Source organism: Rhodoligotrophos defluvii (assembly GCF_005281615.1).
Classification (GTDB): Bacteria; Pseudomonadota; Alphaproteobacteria; order Rhizobiales; family Im1; genus Rhodoligotrophos; species Rhodoligotrophos defluvii.
In genome coordinates, this window is the sequence record NZ_SZZM01000006.1 from 272,878 (window position 1) to 287,107 (window position 14,230).

The 14,230-nt window shown below is 64.5% G+C and carries 16 protein-coding genes; 5 read left to right on the top strand and 11 right to left on the bottom strand.

Annotation, left to right across the window (positions count from 1 at the left end; all coding sequences use genetic code 11):
- Positions 1 to 120: 120 nt before the first annotated feature.
- The 6 genes from E4P09_RS22330 to E4P09_RS22355 form a co-directional block, all read right to left on the bottom strand.
- Positions 121 to 1,077, bottom strand: a complete 957-nt coding sequence (locus E4P09_RS22330; protein ID WP_239025313.1) for a LysR family transcriptional regulator — start codon at positions 1,075 to 1,077, stop codon at positions 121 to 123.
- 120 nt (positions 1,078 to 1,197) lie between these two features.
- Positions 1,198 to 1,875 (bottom strand): DUF1028 domain-containing protein, encoded by a 678-nt coding sequence (locus E4P09_RS22335; RefSeq protein WP_137391848.1) that lies wholly within the window; start codon positions 1,873 to 1,875, stop codon positions 1,198 to 1,200.
- Positions 1,876 to 1,917: 42 nt separating this feature from the next.
- The gene (locus E4P09_RS22340) at positions 1,918 to 2,331 is read right to left on the bottom strand and encodes a RidA family protein (RefSeq protein ID WP_137391849.1); all 414 of its coding nucleotides are present in this window, start codon (positions 2,329 to 2,331) and stop codon (positions 1,918 to 1,920) included.
- Positions 2,332 to 2,401: 70 nt separating this feature from the next.
- The gene (locus E4P09_RS22345; RefSeq protein ID WP_137391850.1) at positions 2,402 to 3,868 is read right to left on the bottom strand and encodes a 4-hydroxyphenylacetate 3-hydroxylase family protein; all 1,467 of its coding nucleotides are present in this window, start codon (positions 3,866 to 3,868) and stop codon (positions 2,402 to 2,404) included.
- Between the two features lie 39 nt (positions 3,869 to 3,907).
- Complete coding sequence (locus E4P09_RS22350) at positions 3,908 to 4,411, bottom strand: flavin reductase family protein (protein ID WP_170984578.1); 504 nt, start codon at positions 4,409 to 4,411, stop codon at positions 3,908 to 3,910.
- A gap of 268 nt (positions 4,412 to 4,679) precedes the next feature.
- A complete protein-coding gene (locus E4P09_RS22355; protein WP_205042261.1) occupies positions 4,680 to 5,831 on the bottom strand; it encodes a branched-chain amino acid ABC transporter substrate-binding protein in 1,152 nt (383 codons plus the stop codon).
- Between the two features lie 263 nt (positions 5,832 to 6,094).
- On the opposite strand from E4P09_RS22355, the gene E4P09_RS22360 reads away from it, so the two are divergent.
- From E4P09_RS22360 to E4P09_RS26100, 5 genes are all read left to right on the top strand, one after another.
- A complete protein-coding gene (locus tag E4P09_RS22360) occupies positions 6,095 to 7,015 on the top strand; it encodes a branched-chain amino acid ABC transporter permease (protein WP_137391852.1) in 921 nt (306 codons plus the stop codon).
- Complete coding sequence (locus E4P09_RS22365; protein WP_239025314.1) at positions 7,015 to 8,205, top strand: branched-chain amino acid ABC transporter permease; 1,191 nt, start codon at positions 7,015 to 7,017, stop codon at positions 8,203 to 8,205. The genes E4P09_RS22360 and E4P09_RS22365 overlap by 1 nt, the downstream gene beginning before the upstream one ends.
- Complete coding sequence (locus tag E4P09_RS22370) at positions 8,202 to 8,993, top strand: ABC transporter ATP-binding protein (RefSeq protein WP_137391853.1); 792 nt, start codon at positions 8,202 to 8,204, stop codon at positions 8,991 to 8,993. Before E4P09_RS22365 ends, E4P09_RS22370 begins: the two co-directional genes overlap by 4 nt.
- The gene (locus E4P09_RS22375) at positions 8,986 to 9,684 is read left to right on the top strand and encodes an ABC transporter ATP-binding protein (RefSeq protein WP_137391854.1); all 699 of its coding nucleotides are present in this window, start codon (positions 8,986 to 8,988) and stop codon (positions 9,682 to 9,684) included. The genes E4P09_RS22370 and E4P09_RS22375 overlap by 8 nt, the downstream gene beginning before the upstream one ends.
- A gap of 114 nt (positions 9,685 to 9,798) precedes the next feature.
- Positions 9,799 to 9,939, top strand: coding sequence for a hypothetical protein (locus tag E4P09_RS26100; RefSeq protein WP_170984579.1), 141 nt, complete (start codon positions 9,799 to 9,801; stop codon positions 9,937 to 9,939).
- Between the two features lie 11 nt (positions 9,940 to 9,950).
- On the opposite strand, the gene E4P09_RS22380 is transcribed toward E4P09_RS26100, so the two are convergent.
- From E4P09_RS22380 to ccrA, 5 genes are all read right to left on the bottom strand, one after another.
- Positions 9,951 to 11,261 (bottom strand): NAD(P)/FAD-dependent oxidoreductase, encoded by a 1,311-nt coding sequence (locus E4P09_RS22380; protein WP_170984580.1) that lies wholly within the window; start codon positions 11,259 to 11,261, stop codon positions 9,951 to 9,953.
- 39 nt (positions 11,262 to 11,300) lie between these two features.
- Entirely contained in the window at positions 11,301 to 12,068 is a 768-nt protein-coding gene (locus E4P09_RS22385; RefSeq protein ID WP_137391856.1) for a DUF2243 domain-containing protein, read from the bottom strand.
- A 33-nt stretch (positions 12,069 to 12,101) separates the two neighbouring features.
- Entirely contained in the window at positions 12,102 to 12,242 is a 141-nt protein-coding gene (locus tag E4P09_RS26105) for a hypothetical protein (RefSeq protein WP_170984581.1), read from the bottom strand.
- Positions 12,243 to 12,291: 49 nt separating this feature from the next.
- Positions 12,292 to 12,777, bottom strand: a complete 486-nt coding sequence (locus E4P09_RS22390) for a DUF4142 domain-containing protein (protein WP_137391857.1) — start codon at positions 12,775 to 12,777, stop codon at positions 12,292 to 12,294.
- Between the two features lie 91 nt (positions 12,778 to 12,868).
- Positions 12,869 to 14,164 carry a crotonyl-CoA carboxylase/reductase gene (ccrA, locus tag E4P09_RS22395; RefSeq protein WP_137391858.1) on the bottom strand — a complete coding sequence of 432 codons (1,296 nt, stop codon included), beginning with the start codon at positions 14,162 to 14,164 and terminating at the stop codon, positions 12,869 to 12,871.
- Positions 14,165 to 14,230: the final 66 nt, after the last annotated feature.

The window sequence follows — 14,230 nt, forward strand, 5'->3', positions numbered from 1 at the left end:
ATTTACGTCATGCCAGCCTTGAGCCGGCATCCAGGGTCGCACGGCACAAGCTTTCCCCTTGGCCCCTGGATTGCCGCGTCAAGCGCGGCAATGACGAATTCCTAGGGCAACCGGGAAGCCTTAGTCCCAAGGCGCCATGCCCGGCAGGTTGCCGTCGGCGGTGAGTTTGCGGCAGTGTTCCTCGAAAGCCTCGGTGGCGCGGGTGCGGCGCAGGCCTTTCAGCGTAGCCATGCCGAGCACCATGGGCTTGTAGTCACCCTCCAGCCGCACATAGGCCAGCGGCTTGCCATTGACGGCCGCCTTGTTTAGCGGGCGCGCGGTGAGCAACGAAAAGCCGAAGCCGCTCGCCACGTAGCTGCGCACCGTATCGGGGAATTCGGAGCGGGCGGCGATATTCGGAGTGAGGCCTGCACGCGCGAACAGCGAGAGGAAATATTCGCGGCTCAGGGGCAGGTCCAGCAGGATGAAGGGCTCCTCCGCGAGGCGCGACAACGGCAGCGACTTGTGCTTGGCCAAGGGATGGTCGGCGGCCAGGAGCAGGTAAGAGGGCAGCTCGGCCAGGGGCTCGAACGCGATGTCCTCGGTGACGTTCAGGGAATAGGTGATGGCGAGGTTGATCTCCGCCCGCCGCAACTTGGCCAGCAACGACGCCTCGTCCCCCTCCACCACCCGCAGCTTCACCTCCGGATATTGGGCAAGGAAGCGCTTGCACAGCTCGGGAATGATCAGCGGAGCATAGGTCTGGAATGTGCCGATATGGAGAGGGCCGGTGACGGTGGTCGCCACCTGGTCGGCAATTGAGTGCAGCTCCTCCGCCTGCTGGAGCAGCGCCTTGGCGGCCTGAAGAAAGCGTTCGCCCGCCGGCGTGAGCGACAGGCCCTGGGCGTGATGGCGCACGAACAGCTGCAGCCCGAATTCGGCCTCGAGCTGGGAAATGGCCGCAGAGATCGAGGGCTGGGAAATATTCACCCGTTCGGACGCGAGCGTCACGCTTCCGGTCTCGCCGGCCGCCACGAAATAGGCGAGCTGCCTGAGCGTGAAGCGCATGGTGAAGTTGTAACTTTCCGACGAAATCACCGGGTGTGCCCAGCCGGAACGGTGCCGGAACCGCGGAAGCACCGCGGCCCGGCGATAATTGACGCCTGGGACGGCGAGATGATCCGTCCCGTGATCGTGCCGGTCAAGCGCGTTTGCGGCTCAGAGGTCCCCCGGCACACCATAAGAGGGAGCAGAGGCCGGGTTGAGCGCCCTGGCCACATAGTCCTCCATCTGCGGCTTCCACAAATCCCAGAGGCGGGCAAGCTCGCCAATCGGGTCCGTCTCGTGCCAGTCCACCCGCAGGTCGGCAATGGGCCAAGCCACATCGCGCACAAGCAGCATGCCCACCGAATGCACCGGCCCCTCTTCCCCGCCCGCATCGAGGGCGGCCTGCATGACGGCGATCAGGCGGTCGCCCAAGGGGGCATCCGCCATGGCCTGGAACGTCTCCACCATGCGCTCGGGCACGGCCTCGCTCGATAGGAGGTTGCCGGCGGCGACCACGTCCTGCGCGGCGACGGTGCGATGGCGGCCCAAGGTCTTCGCACCGGAGAAGGCTGCGGTGTTGCCGTTGCAGTCAACCAGGGCCAGCTGCCGATAGTCGATATGCTTGGCCCCCTCGCGCAGGCGTTCCAGCGCCTGCTCGGCCGAAAGGCCCGAGGCCATGAGGTCGAGGCCGCGCGGGCCCAGGGTGGGGTCGGTGATGTTCTGGGTCGCCACGACGCCGACACCGGCGCGGGCATGGGCGCAGCGGGCGGCAACGCAGGGGCTCGACGATGATACGGCGATGCCGAACATGCCGGTTTTGGCGCAGCGCGCCGAGACGGAAAAGGTCATGGACTAAACCCCCTGTTCACTCACGCCTTGCAGATACGGCAATCAGTCCGGAATCACGGCGGTGACCTCGATCTCGACCACCCATTCCGGGCGTGCCAGCGCCGGCACGACCAGGCCGGTGGAGCACGGAAAGACGCCCTTCAGCCACTTGCCCATCTCCTGATAGACCGCCTCGCGGTAGCGAATGTCCGTGAGATAGACCACGATGCGGCAGATATGGGAGAGATCGCTGCCCGCCTCCTCCAGCAGCAGCTTGATGTTCTCCATGGCCTTTGCGGCCTGAGCACCGGGGTCGCCTACGTGCAGGCTTTCGCGCGTGTCCAGGTCCTGGGAGACCTGGCCGCGCAGAAAGACCATGGTGCCGCGCGCGACCACGCCCTGGGAGAGGTCGTTGTTCAGCTTCTGCTCGGGATAGGTGTCCTTGGTGTTGAACGGCCGGAGGCGCTTGTGGATCATGGTCGCGAGATCTCGTTCAGAATGACGGAATGAGAACCGCGCCGGCTGATTACCGACGCGGCTGGTGAAGCTATTCGGCTGCGGCTTTCGGCCGGCCATAGACCCGGTCGGACAAGCCGGCCGCTTCCTTGGTAAAGCGCAGCGGCTCGTTCCAGTCGAAGTTCCGATAGACCGCCGCCAGGTGCGCGAAAGGCGGGGACTGGGCGAAGAGCTGGAAGGTCAGCCTATGGCCGGCATAATCGGAGTTCAGCAAATCGCGGGCGAAGGCCAGCAGCTTGCGGCGATCATCCGCGTGCCATTCGTCATTGAGCGTGTAGTACTTGTTGAGCCATTTGCCGGCTTCCGGATCGCGGAAGCTCGCCGCATCCGGCGTGACGCAGATCTGCCCGCCGCACAGCTCACGCGCGATATGCATCATGTGATGCAGCTGACTGCAGGCGAAGACGCGGCCGGTCATCAGGAAAGTCTGGTTGGGCATCAGCAGGCCGGCGGGGCTGCGCTCCGCATTGGCAATGGCGGCGGTGAGATGGGCGTCGATGCCGGCGCGGTAGCAGGCGAGTTCCGCCAGCTTCTCCTGCACGGCCTGCTGCTTCTCCAGCCCGGTCTGCTTCACGTTCCATAAGGCCGCACCGATCATCATGTCGGCCAGCTTCAGGTTGCGCTGCACGAAGGCAAAGGCGGAATAGCGGTGCAGGGTGGCGCGGATGAAGGCGGCCGCCCGGGTGTGCTGGTAGAACAGCACGTTCTCCCAAGGAATCAGCACGTCGTCATAGACAACCAGGGTATCGATCTCGTCGAACTTGTTCGACAGCGGATAGTCTTCCGCCGGGGCGCGGCCGGCAAAGCCGGTGCGGCAGATGAAGCGCAGATTGGGCGAGGACAGATCGCAGATGAAGCCGACCGCGTATTCAGACAGCTTGTCATCGCCCCAATTGGCGATAGTGGGCTTGGTGAAGGCCTGGTTCGCGTAAGCGGCGGCAGTCTCGTATTTGGCGCCGCGCACCACGATGCCCGCATCGGTCTCCTTCACCACATGCAGCAGCATGTCCGGGTCCTGCTCCTGCGGACGCTTGGAGCGGTCGCCCTTGGGGTCGGTGTTGGCGGAGACGTGGAACGGGTCGTTCTTGATGACGAGATTGATGTGCCGCTCGATATTCTCGGCAAAGCGCGGGTCAACCTCGTTGAGCACGTCCTTGCCGTCAAACAGCGACCACATCTCGCCGACAGTCTCGTCGCCCACGCGAGTGACGACGCCCTTGATGTCGTCCAGCACGACATCGGTGGCACGGCGCTTGTCGTGCCAGTCCTGCTGGGTATAGGGCAGCTTGAGGCCGACGGCGAAGCGCTCGCCGTTCTCCTCATAGGTCATGACGTCCTGGGTGGCCGGCTCGTGGGCCATATCATAGATGCGGGCGCGGATGTCCACGAGCGGTTTGAACATGGGATGCTTGGTCACGTCAGTGACCCGCTCGCCATTGATCCAGATGCGCCGACCGTCGCGGATCGAGTCGCGATATTGATTTCCGGTCCTGATCATTCGGTGCCTTTCCTGGCGGTCTCTTTCGGTGTTGGTTGCTCAGCTGGCCTTGGTGAGAGCCGCCGGGCTGCAATAGGCTCTGCGGCAGTGGGCGAGCGGCTTGCCCTCACCGGCATGGGTGCTCAGTACGCGGCCGATAAAGATCTTGTGCGTGCCTGCGTCATGGGCGGCATCGAGCACGCAATCGAAGCTCGCAACCGCGCCGGGCAGAATGGCCGCCCCGGTCACCCCGGTATGCCACTCGGCGCAGGCAAAGCTGAACGGCTCGTGTGTTCGGGACCGGCCGGCGAACACATCCGAGATATGAGCCTGATGGTCGGCCAGCAGGTTCACGCAGAAGATGCCGTTGGCGAGGATCGCGTCGGCGGCCGGGCTGCGCCGGTTGACGCAGGAGAGGATCATGGGCGGGTCGGCCGAAACGGAGGCCACCGCGCTGACCGTAACCCCGTAAAGCCCCGCCGGACCGCTGGTGGTCACCACGTTGACGCTGGTCACCGCACCGCTCATGGCCGCCAGAAACGCATCGCGATCCGCCGTAGGCAAATCGTGTAGTCCTTCATGAGAATGTGGGACCTGGTGTGCCATCGACGTTCTCAGCATGACCGAGCCCTCCAAGATATTGTCCGCGATCCAGTACCGCAGAAGGGGAAAGATCGACGGCCCCTATTAGGCCCCAGAATGCTGGTTCAGTATATTATTTCTTGCGAATGCAGAGCTTCAAGTTTTCCAATGCCAACGAGGGCTCGCGAAGCTTGGGTCAGGGCCCCGAGTTGCCGGGTTAAGCCCGGCAACCACGCAGGGCTGGTGCAGCTCACTTGTGATCGGTCCAGGCGCCGCCCTTCACCTCCTTGATCTGGATCTCGACCGGGATCTGGGTCTGGCCTTGCTCATCGAAGGTGGTGGTGCCGAGCACGCCGTCATAGCTGATATTGCGGATTGCCTTGGCCAGCGCTGCCTTGTCCTTCGGGCCGTTGGCGCGGATCACCTCCAGCAGGATGTTGGTCGCGTCATAGGCGTATTTGGTATAGGGGCTTTGCGGCTCGGCGAATTTGCGCGCCTCGTAGTCCGCGTTCATCTTGTCGTATTTGGCGTTGCTTTGCGACTTGGGGTAGCTGACCATGGTGCCTTCGGCCGCATCGCCAGCGATCTTGATGAATTCCGGGTCATAGAAGCCGGAAATGCCGATCATCGGCACGTTGAGGCCCAGCTCGATCATCTGCTTGCGCAGGATGCCTGCTTCGGTGATCACGCCGCCGAAATAGACAGCATCGGGCGATAAGGACTTGATGCGGGTGAGCACGGCGCGAAAATCGGTGGTGCCGACGGGGAAGGCTTCGCTCGCCACCACCTCGCCGCCGGCATCCCTATAGAACTGGCCGAACCACTGGGTATTGGCTTTGCCATAGTCGCTGGTGTCGGAAATGATGGCGATCTTCTTGGCGCCGAGGTCCTTGGCAGCCCACTCGGCCAAGGGCTTGTTCTCGTTCACCAGGGTCGGCGTTACGCGGGTGACCACTGGCAGGTTCATCTCGGTGATCTTGGGGCTGATCGCACCCCAGATGATGAACGGCATCTGCGCCCGGTTGAAGACCGGGATCGTGGCCAGCGCAACCGGGCTGTTCCAATGGCCTATGGCGGCCACCACATCCCGGTCATTGACCAGCTTCAGTGCGGCGCTCACGCCGGTTTGCGGGTCGGACGCGTCGTCCAACACCACCGGCTCTACCTTGTAAGGATAACCCGAGGCATTCGCCTGCTCGATGGCCAGCAGAAAACCGTTGCGGGCACCGAGACCCTGGGGCGCGTTACCGCCGCTCAGCGGCCCTATGAAGCCCAGCTTGATGGTTTCCTGCGCTGTTGCTTTGTCTACGCCAGGCGCTGCAGTGAAAACCGCTGCGGCCGCCATGAGCGCCAGAGCCGAACGCCGCGAGGCGACCAGGCCACGCGCGATGCAATTTGTCATCTCCACACCCCATTTCCTCATGCGCTGTCGGCCAAAGGCCTTCGCCCTTTCCACCGGTCGCCAGAACCGGGAGGCCGACGCGGTATTTTTCTGGCTAAAGCAGGATGCATTGAGGCTAGATACCAACAAATTCGAATTTTCCGAATTAGCGCTGCGGAAATTCCTACGCAGGTCTCTCTGGAAATCCGACTAGGCTTGGTTGCATTGGTACGGCCCGGATAAACTGCAAGCCAAGATCAGGCACCGGGTCGGGATTTGGGGTGATGAGCGGAATTCTCGTACAGCAGTTGCTGAACTGGCTGACGCTCGGCTGCATCTATGCGTTGATTGCAGTCGGCTTCAGCCTGCTATTCGGCGTGCTCAAGGTCATTCACTTCTCCCATGGCGACGTGGCGCTGGTGGCGCCCTTCTTCGCGCTGGCCATCGTGCAGGCCATGATCAGCTCGGCGGCGGGCACGATCGATCCGGCGAGCCTGATCATCGGCTGCGTGGTTGCCATCATGCTGACGGGCTTGCTGGGCGTGCTGCTCGACTGGCTGGTGATCCGCCGGTTCCGCTATGCCCCGCCAATGATGGCCCTTGTGGCCACGGTGGCGCTGGGAACGGTGTTGCGCGAGGCGGTGCGCCACCTGTTCCCCAATGGCAGCAATCCCCATGCCTTTCCGCATCTGGCCACGAGCCGGATTGCCCTGCCCGGCCTGGGCGAGGTGCCTACCTTCAGCGTGCTGGTGATCGTGGCATCCGTGCTGGCCGTGGCGCTGTTGTTCTTCATCCTGCACAGAACGACCCTGGGCGTGCGCATCCGCGCCGTATCGCAGGACCTCGAGGCGGCCCGCCTGATGGCCATTGACCCGAGCCGCATCTTTTGGGCCACCTTCTTCATCGCCTCCGCGATCGGCGCCGTCGGTGGCCTGTTCTTCGCGAGCTATGCCGGCGTGGTTCGGTTCGACTTCGGCATCCAGGCTGGGCTGATCGGGTTTTCCGCAGCGGTGGTGGGCGGTCTCGGCAGCATGGTGGGCGCCATTATCGGCAGCCTGTTGATCGCCGGGCTTGATACCATCGTGCAGGCGACCATACCGGATGGCACCTCTTACAGGCTGGTATTCGCTTTCCTGCTGGTCATCCTGGTGCTGGTGTTCAAGCCGTCCGGGCTGTTGGGCCGCGTAATCGTCGAGAAGGTCTGATGTCCATGGCATCGAATACGGCCTCAACCGCAGTGAGCCGCCGTCCGGCGGCGGTCGACCTTGTGACTGTGGCCGGCCTGGAACTCGGGGCGGCGGCCTTCCTTCGCCAGTTCCTGGTGGCGGAGGACTGGCGGGTGATCGTGGCGATCCTGGCGGTGATGGGCGCCGGCTTCGGCCTGCTGCAATGGCGGCCGCAGATCGAGCAGCGGATCATCGACAGCTTCGCTCGCTATAGGGTTTTCGCCATCGTTCTGGGTGTAGCCATCGCGATCGCTGCGCCCGTAACCATGGCTGACAACAGCTACGCCCTGCATCTGCTGATCCTCGCCCTGCTCTATGCGGTGCTGGCGCTCGCCCTCAATTTCCAGCTGGGCAGCGCCAATATCCCGAACTTCGCCACTGGCGCCTCCTATGGCATCGGCGCCTATGCCTCGGCGCTGGTGGCCATCCATTTCGGGGTGAGTTTCTGGCTGGCCCTGCCCTTCGCTGCTTTCGTGGCCACCGTTTTCGGGTTCCTGCTCGGCATCCCGTCGATGCGCACCCGGGAGAGCTATTTGGCCCTGGTGACCATCGCCTTTGGCGTGGTGATCCATCAGTTGCTCAACAACTTCGAGTGGACGGGCGGTCCGAACGGCCTGGTGGGCATTCCGGCGCCGACCCTGTTCGGCCATTCCTTCGCGTCTCCCATCGAGATCTTCGGGCTGTCGCTGCCCTCGCAGGTGAACTTCTATTACCTCTCCGCACTCCTGGTCGTGGTGGCGATCGTCTCGGCCCATCGGCTGCATGCAAGCCGGGTGGGGCTTGCCTGGAACGCCTTGCGCGCTGACGAGCTGGCGGCGCGCTGTCAAGGCATCAACGTCACCTGGTACAAGGTGCTGGCCTTCGCCGTGGATGCCTTCCTCGCCGCCTTCGCCGGCACGATCTACGCCTTTTATGTGAGCTTCATCTCGCCGGACAACTTCACTTTCCTGGTCTCGGTGACGATCATGACCATGGTGATCGTGGGGGGCATGGACAACATTCTCGGCGTGATCGTCGGCGCGTTCCTGTTGACGCTGCTGCCAGAGAAGCTGCGGGTGTTCTCGGACTATCGCATCCTGTTCTTCGGGGTGGTGGTGATCCTGTTCCTGATCATCCGGCCGCAGGGCCTGTTCCCGCAGCGGCTCAGGCGATACGGGAGCGAGGCATGACCGCGGGGGTCGTGCTTTCCGGCCGCGGCCTGACGGTGCGCTTCGGCGGGCTGGTGGCGCTCGATTCCGTGGATTTCGAGGCGTCGCGTGGCGAGATCCTCGGCATCATCGGCCCAAACGGGGCGGGAAAGTCCACCCTGTTCAACCTGATCACCGGCATCTACAAGCCTACCGCCGGTGAGGTGCGGCTGGAAAACCAGGTGCTGAACGGCGTGCCCACCTACCGCATCACCGCCATGGGCATCGCGCGCACCTTCCAGTCGAGCCGGCTGTTCTCCGATCTGAGCGTGCTCGACAACGTCATCATCGGCATGCATACGCGCACCCGCTGCGGCGTGCTCGATGCCCTGTTCCGTCCCAGCGTCTCGCGCCGCGAGCTGGATGGTGCGGCCGAGCAGGCGGGCGAGCTGCTCAAGGCCGTGTCGGCCGGGCTCTACGCGCAAAGGAACCGGCCGGCCTCCGAGCTGGCGCAGGCGGACCGGCGGCGGCTGGAGATCGCCCGGGCGCTGGCCTCCAACCCCAAGGTGCTGCTGCTGGATGAACCCTCCTCGGGCATGGATGATCGCGATACGGACGCGCTGATCGCCGATATCCGCGCCATTGCCGCGCACCGGCCCGAGCTTGCCATCATGATCATCGAGCATGACATGCGCCTGGTGGCGGAGCTACCGCACCGGGTCATGGTAATCGACTACGGCCAGAAGATCGCGGACGGCCAGTTCGCCGATATCCGGCTGATGCCGCGGGTGCAGGAAGCCTATCTCGGACGGAAGGCCGCCCATGCTTGAGCTTGCCCGGGTCAGCACGAATTATGGCGTGGTACCGATGCTGCGCGAGGTGTCCTTCAAGGTCGGCTCCGGCGAACTCGTGTGCCTTCTGGGGCCGAACGGGGCAGGAAAGACCACCACCTTCCGGGCCGTGTCCGGCCTGTTGCCGCTGGCGGACGGCCGGATCGAGGTGTTCGGTACCGATCTTGGTACTCTGCGTACGGAATCGCTGGCCGGCCGCGGCATCGGCTTCGTGCCGGAAGGGCGGCGGCTGTTCCCGGAGCTGACGGTGCGGGAGAACATCAAGCTGGGCTTCGACGCTTCCCGCAGCAGCGCCAATTTCGAGGAACGGCTCGCGGCGATGGCCAAGCTTTTCCCGCGGATCAGCGAGCGCATCGGCCAGCAGGCGGGCACCCTGTCCGGCGGCGAGCAGGCCATGGTGGCGCTGGCCCGGGCGCTCGTCGGCGCGCCCAAGCTGGTGATCATGGACGAGCCCTCCCTCGGCCTCTCGCCGAAGCTGATTGACGAGTATTTCGAGACAGTTGCGGAGATCAACCGGCAGGGCACCACCATCCTGCTCATCGAGCAGAACGCCGAGCGGGCGCTGTCGATCGCCCATCGTGGCTATCTGCTGGTCAAGGGCCGCATCGCCGCCGCCGGCACCGCGGAAGAGCTGCTCGGCAACGACGTCGTGCGCAAGCTCTATCTGTGACCGACGCAACAGCGTCAAATTCCGGAATCTATGCTGGAATCGATGCTATAATTTACTCCACGGCAGGCGCGCAGGCCGCGCCAATCCTGCAAAAAGAGCTATTGGAGGAATGGAATGTCGCAAATGGAGCATGACGGTGAGCCGATTTCCGAGGCCCAGCGGCTGTTCTGGCTGGGCCTCAGCATAGGCTTGATCATCGTTATCGTGGCGGCACTCCTGTTCTTCCTCTCGCCGGTGCTGATCGGCGTCGACTGACGAGGCGAGGCTCACCTTCTGCCCATCGCCCCGCTCTTGCGGGGGGCGGCGACATCCGACATCTCGTGGGCCTGTTCGCGCGTGAGCGGCGCGCTGATCAGCCGTGCGCCCCGCGCGCCGGTGAAATAGCGCCAAAGCCATTGCAGGCTGACCAGCAGCCGCTTCTCGAAGCCGACCAGCAGATAGACGTGAACCATGGCCCAGAGCAGCCAAGCCAGGCGCCCCTTCATCTGCCACCGGCCAAAATCGAACACGGCGGCATGGCGGCCGATGACCGCGGTGTTGCCGCGATTGCGGAAGCGGAAGGGCGGCAGGGCCACCCCCTGCTCGATGCGGCGGCGCAATCCCTTGCCGAGATGCTGGCCCTGCTGCTTGGCCACCTGGGCCAGCCCCGGAAGCGGCTGGCCATCCTGCATGAACAGCGCGGTGTCGCCGATCACATAGACGTCCCTCAGCCCCGGGACCGACAGGTCTTCCGCGACGGGGATCTGGCCGGAGCGGTTGGTGTGCAGCTCCAGCCACGAGGCCGCAGGCGAGGCGATGACGCCGGCGGCCCACACGATCGAGCCGCTGGGGACGAACTCGTCGCCGAGGCTGACCCCGTCCGCCCGCACATCGGTGACCCGGGTATCGGTGCGCACCGTCACACCCAGGTTGGCGAGGGCCTTTTCCGCATAGGCCGACAAATGCTCGGGGAAGCCGGAAAGGATGCGCGGGCCGGCCTCGACCAGCAGCACACGGGCCTGCCGGGGATCGATCCGACTGAACTCGCCGGCCAGGGTCCACCGGCAGAGCTCGGCAATGGATCCGGCCATCTCCACCCCCGTCGGCCCGCCGCCGATGATCACCGACGTCATCAGCGCCTCGCGGTAAGCCGGATCGTCGGTGAGATCGGCCAGCTCGAAGCATTTGAGCAGCCGGGCGCGTATGGTGCGGGCGTCTTCCAGGGTCTTGAGGCCCGGCGCATGGCGGGCCCACTCGTCATGGTCGAAATAGCCGTAGCCCGAGCCCGTCGAGACGACCAGCACGTCGTAGGGCACCGGCGCGGCTATGGACAACCACACCTCTTTGCGGCCGAGGTCTATGCCCGTCACCTCGTCCATCATGACCCTGATGTTCCCGTGGCGCCGAAAGATCTTCCTGACCGGCTCGGCAATATCGGCCGGCGACAGGGCGGCCGTGGCCACCTGATAGAGAAGCGGCTGGAACAGGTGGTGGTTCAGCCTGTCGATCAGGATGACTTCAGCGCGGGAGCCAGCGAGCTTCCCCGCACAGGCGAGCCCCCCGAAACCCGCTCCGATGATAACAACCCTCGTGCTCATTCCTCTATTCTCTGACATGGGCGGCCCGGCGCGGCGGGATCACGCTTTCAACCAGGCAAGGCAGCCCGCCCCCAAGACCCGACCGCTGACCAGCATGGCGCCGCGTCCGTAAAGCGCCACCGCCGGCGGCATTCGCTCGTTCCAGGTCACCGCCCAGATGCCGCCCGAGAGCCACAGCACCCGGCCGTCGGTCTCGGCGATGGCGGTCATGGCAGCGCGGTCGCTCACACTGCTTGGGAACACAACGATCGCGCTGCGAGGTTCCTGCGGGCCAAGCGCGGCCCACCAGCCCATGCCCATCGCGGCAACCAGGAGGCAGCTTGCTGCCGTGCCGGCGCCGGGCCTCGGCCCCCCTCGCGCCTGGGCCTGATTGCGCAGCTGCCACCCCAAGGCGATGGGCAAAAGGCCGAAGAGCACGAACCAGAACAGGTCCCACAACAAGGGATTTGGGCTGTCGAGCTTGATGCGGTGGATGCCGAGGAGCCAATGGGAGAGCACCGCGTCAGCGACATGCCAGGCCCCAAAGCCGATCAGCGCGCTGCCGACCAGGATGCCGCTCCCGGGCAGCGTCCTGAGCTCCTGACGCGCGCCGAGCAACAGGATGAGGCCGGCCAGGCCGATCACATACATGAGGGCGTGGAACAAGCCGTCATAGATGACCTGCGCGCGGAGATCGCCCACCCCCTCGACGAGGCTCAGCAGATGGTGCCACTGCAGGATCTGGTGAAGGAGGATGCCGTCGAAGAAGCCACCCAGCGCGAAGCCCAGGAGATAGGCCGCCCATACCGACCGGCGAAAACCAGCCATCTGCTCCTCCAAGCGCGCAGCGAGCGCGCCCGATCAGCCGCCGAACCACCACGCCAAGCTGCCGCCGACAACTGCAAGGGCGCCGATGAAGAGAACGAGCCTCGCCGACCCGCTCACCGCATTGGCGCCGAACAGCACACTTTCCGACCGGTAAGGTGCGTGAAGCTGCTCCATGCTTGCTAAACCATCGCTGCCCCCGACGGGTTGCATAGACCTGGACGCATCAACTCCCCGACCAAGCCTGCGCTTCGGCCAGGTGGTGCTGCAGCTCCGGCAGCAGGTTCCTGGCAAACTTGGCCGACGGACCCTTCGCATTGGTCTGGGCATCGAACAGGTTCACCGCCTCCTGGTGCCCCTTGATCATGACGTTCATGAACGCCTTGTCGAAGCCGGAAGTGATGTCCTGCAGCTTCTTGTACTCCGCCTGATCCTTTTCACGCGGTTCGGCCGGCGCTTTCATGTCCAGCTGCTGGGCCAGGGCGAGCGCCTGCTCGTTGGCCTTGGTGTGGTCGGCCACCATTTTTTCGGCATAGGCGCGCACGGCCTGGTCTTGCGCCTTCTCCTGGCCGAGCTTGCCCAGCTCGATCTCCGCGAGATTGATCTGGATCGCCGCGGCCATGAACTCGCGGTCACTCATTTCGGCCCACGCGGGACCGATGGCGAACAGCAGGCCCAGCCAGATACCGCCGAACCACTTCGCAATTACCATTGTCGCCTCCTGATGAAATTGGCAGGAAGCTAACCGAGCCGCAATCGCGCGGGTTCCGCTTTGGTCAGGCGGCAGGGATCGGCGAGGACGCTTACTTGGGGGAAGCCTCCAGAACGTCGTCGAAGGTGCGCAAGCCGGTGCGCGGGGCCGAGACCAGCACCGCCATGTTGCCCGGCCGGTGCTCGTTCTTCCACATGCGGGTATGGGCCTTCGGGATGTCCAGCCAGGAGAAGACCTCGGACATGCACGGGTCGATACGGCGGTTGATGACCAGCTGGTTGGCTTGCGCGGCCTGCTTCAGGTGCGCGAAATGCGAGCCCTGGATGCGCTTCTGGTGCATCCAGACATAGCGAGCATCGAAGGTGATGTTGAAGCCGGTGGTGCCGGCGCAGAACACCACCATGCCGCCGCGCTTCACCACGAAGCAAGAGACCGGGAAGGTCGATTCTCCCGGGTGCTCGAAGACGAAATCGACATTCACGCCCTTGCCGGTGATGTTCCAGATGGCCTTACCGAATTCGCGCGCGTTCTTCAGCCAGGTGGCGTATTCCTCGGTGCCCACCTGGGGCATCTGCCCCCAGCAATTGAAATCCTTCCGGTTGATGACCCCGCGCGCGCCAAGCGACATGACGAAATCGCGCTTGTCCTCGTCCGAAATGACCCCGATGGCCGCGGCGCCGGCGGTGGCGCAGAGCTGAATGGCCATGGAGCCGAGGCCGCCGGAGGCGCCCCAGACCAGCACATTGTGCCCTGGGCGCAGGATGTGCGGGCGATGGCCGAACAGCATGCGATAGGCGGTGGCCAGGGTGAGGGTGTAGCAGGCGGCCTCTTCCCAGGTGAGATGCTGCGGGCGCGGCATGAGCTGGCGCGACTGCACGCGGCAGAACTGGGCGAAGGAGCCGTCCGGTGTCTCGTAGCCCCAGATCCGCTGGGAGGCCGAGAACATCGGGTCGCCGCCGTTGCATTCCTCGTCGTCGCCGTCGTCCTGATTGCAGTGGATGACCACCTCGTCGCCCACTTTCCAGCGCTTCACCTTGGAGCCGACCGCCCAGACGATGCCCGAGGCATCCGAGCCAGCGATATGGTAGGCATGCTTGTGGACGTCGAAGGTGGAGACCGGCTTGCCGAGCCCGGCCCAGATGCCGTTGTAGTTGACCCCGGCGGCCATGACCAGCACCAGCACCTCGTCGCTGTCGATCTCCCAGGTGGGCACCACCTCGAGCTGCATGGCCTGTTCCGGCGGCCCGTGCCGGTCGCGCCGGATCACCCAGGCATGCATCTTGGACGGCACGTGGCCGAGCGGCGGTATTTCGCCAACGTCGTAGAGATCCTTCTTCGGCGCATTGACATTGGCTGCGTCGGTGACCACGGAGGCGACAGCGCTCATCGATCCAGCACTCCTCATCATTTCCACCCGGTGCCCGCCTGCCTGCTTCTGTATTGGGCAATTGAC

What these genes read in the sequence shown, in the direction of transcription:
- E4P09_RS22335 (WP_137391848.1), bottom strand. Translation starts at nt 1,875, where the DNA reads ATGACCTTTTCCGTCTCGGCGCGCTGCGCCAAAACCGGCATGTTCGGC.
- E4P09_RS22340 (WP_137391849.1), bottom strand. Translation starts at nt 2,331, where the DNA reads ATGATCCACAAGCGCCTCCGGCCGTTCAACACCAAGGACACCTATCCC.
- E4P09_RS22345 (WP_137391850.1), bottom strand. Translation starts at nt 3,868, where the DNA reads ATGATCAGGACCGGAAATCAATATCGCGACTCGATCCGCGACGGTCGG.
- E4P09_RS22355 (WP_205042261.1), bottom strand. Translation starts at nt 5,831, where the DNA reads ATGACAAATTGCATCGCGCGTGGCCTGGTCGCCTCGCGGCGTTCGGCT.
- E4P09_RS22360 (WP_137391852.1), top strand. Translation starts at nt 6,095, where the DNA reads ATGAGCGGAATTCTCGTACAGCAGTTGCTGAACTGGCTGACGCTCGGC.
- E4P09_RS22365 (WP_239025314.1), top strand. Translation starts at nt 7,015, where the DNA reads ATGTCCATGGCATCGAATACGGCCTCAACCGCAGTGAGCCGCCGTCCG.
- E4P09_RS22370 (WP_137391853.1), top strand. Translation starts at nt 8,202, where the DNA reads ATGACCGCGGGGGTCGTGCTTTCCGGCCGCGGCCTGACGGTGCGCTTC.
- E4P09_RS22375 (WP_137391854.1), top strand. Translation starts at nt 8,986, where the DNA reads ATGCTTGAGCTTGCCCGGGTCAGCACGAATTATGGCGTGGTACCGATG.
- E4P09_RS26100 (WP_170984579.1), top strand. Translation starts at nt 9,799, where the DNA reads ATGTCGCAAATGGAGCATGACGGTGAGCCGATTTCCGAGGCCCAGCGG.
- E4P09_RS22380 (WP_170984580.1), bottom strand. Translation starts at nt 11,261, where the DNA reads ATGAGCACGAGGGTTGTTATCATCGGAGCGGGTTTCGGGGGGCTCGCC.
- E4P09_RS22385 (WP_137391856.1), bottom strand. Translation starts at nt 12,068, where the DNA reads ATGGCTGGTTTTCGCCGGTCGGTATGGGCGGCCTATCTCCTGGGCTTC.
- E4P09_RS26105 (WP_170984581.1), bottom strand. Translation starts at nt 12,242, where the DNA reads ATGGAGCAGCTTCACGCACCTTACCGGTCGGAAAGTGTGCTGTTCGGC.
- E4P09_RS22390 (WP_137391857.1), bottom strand. Translation starts at nt 12,777, where the DNA reads ATGGTAATTGCGAAGTGGTTCGGCGGTATCTGGCTGGGCCTGCTGTTC.
- ccrA (WP_137391858.1), bottom strand. Translation starts at nt 14,164, where the DNA reads ATGAGCGCTGTCGCCTCCGTGGTCACCGACGCAGCCAATGTCAATGCG.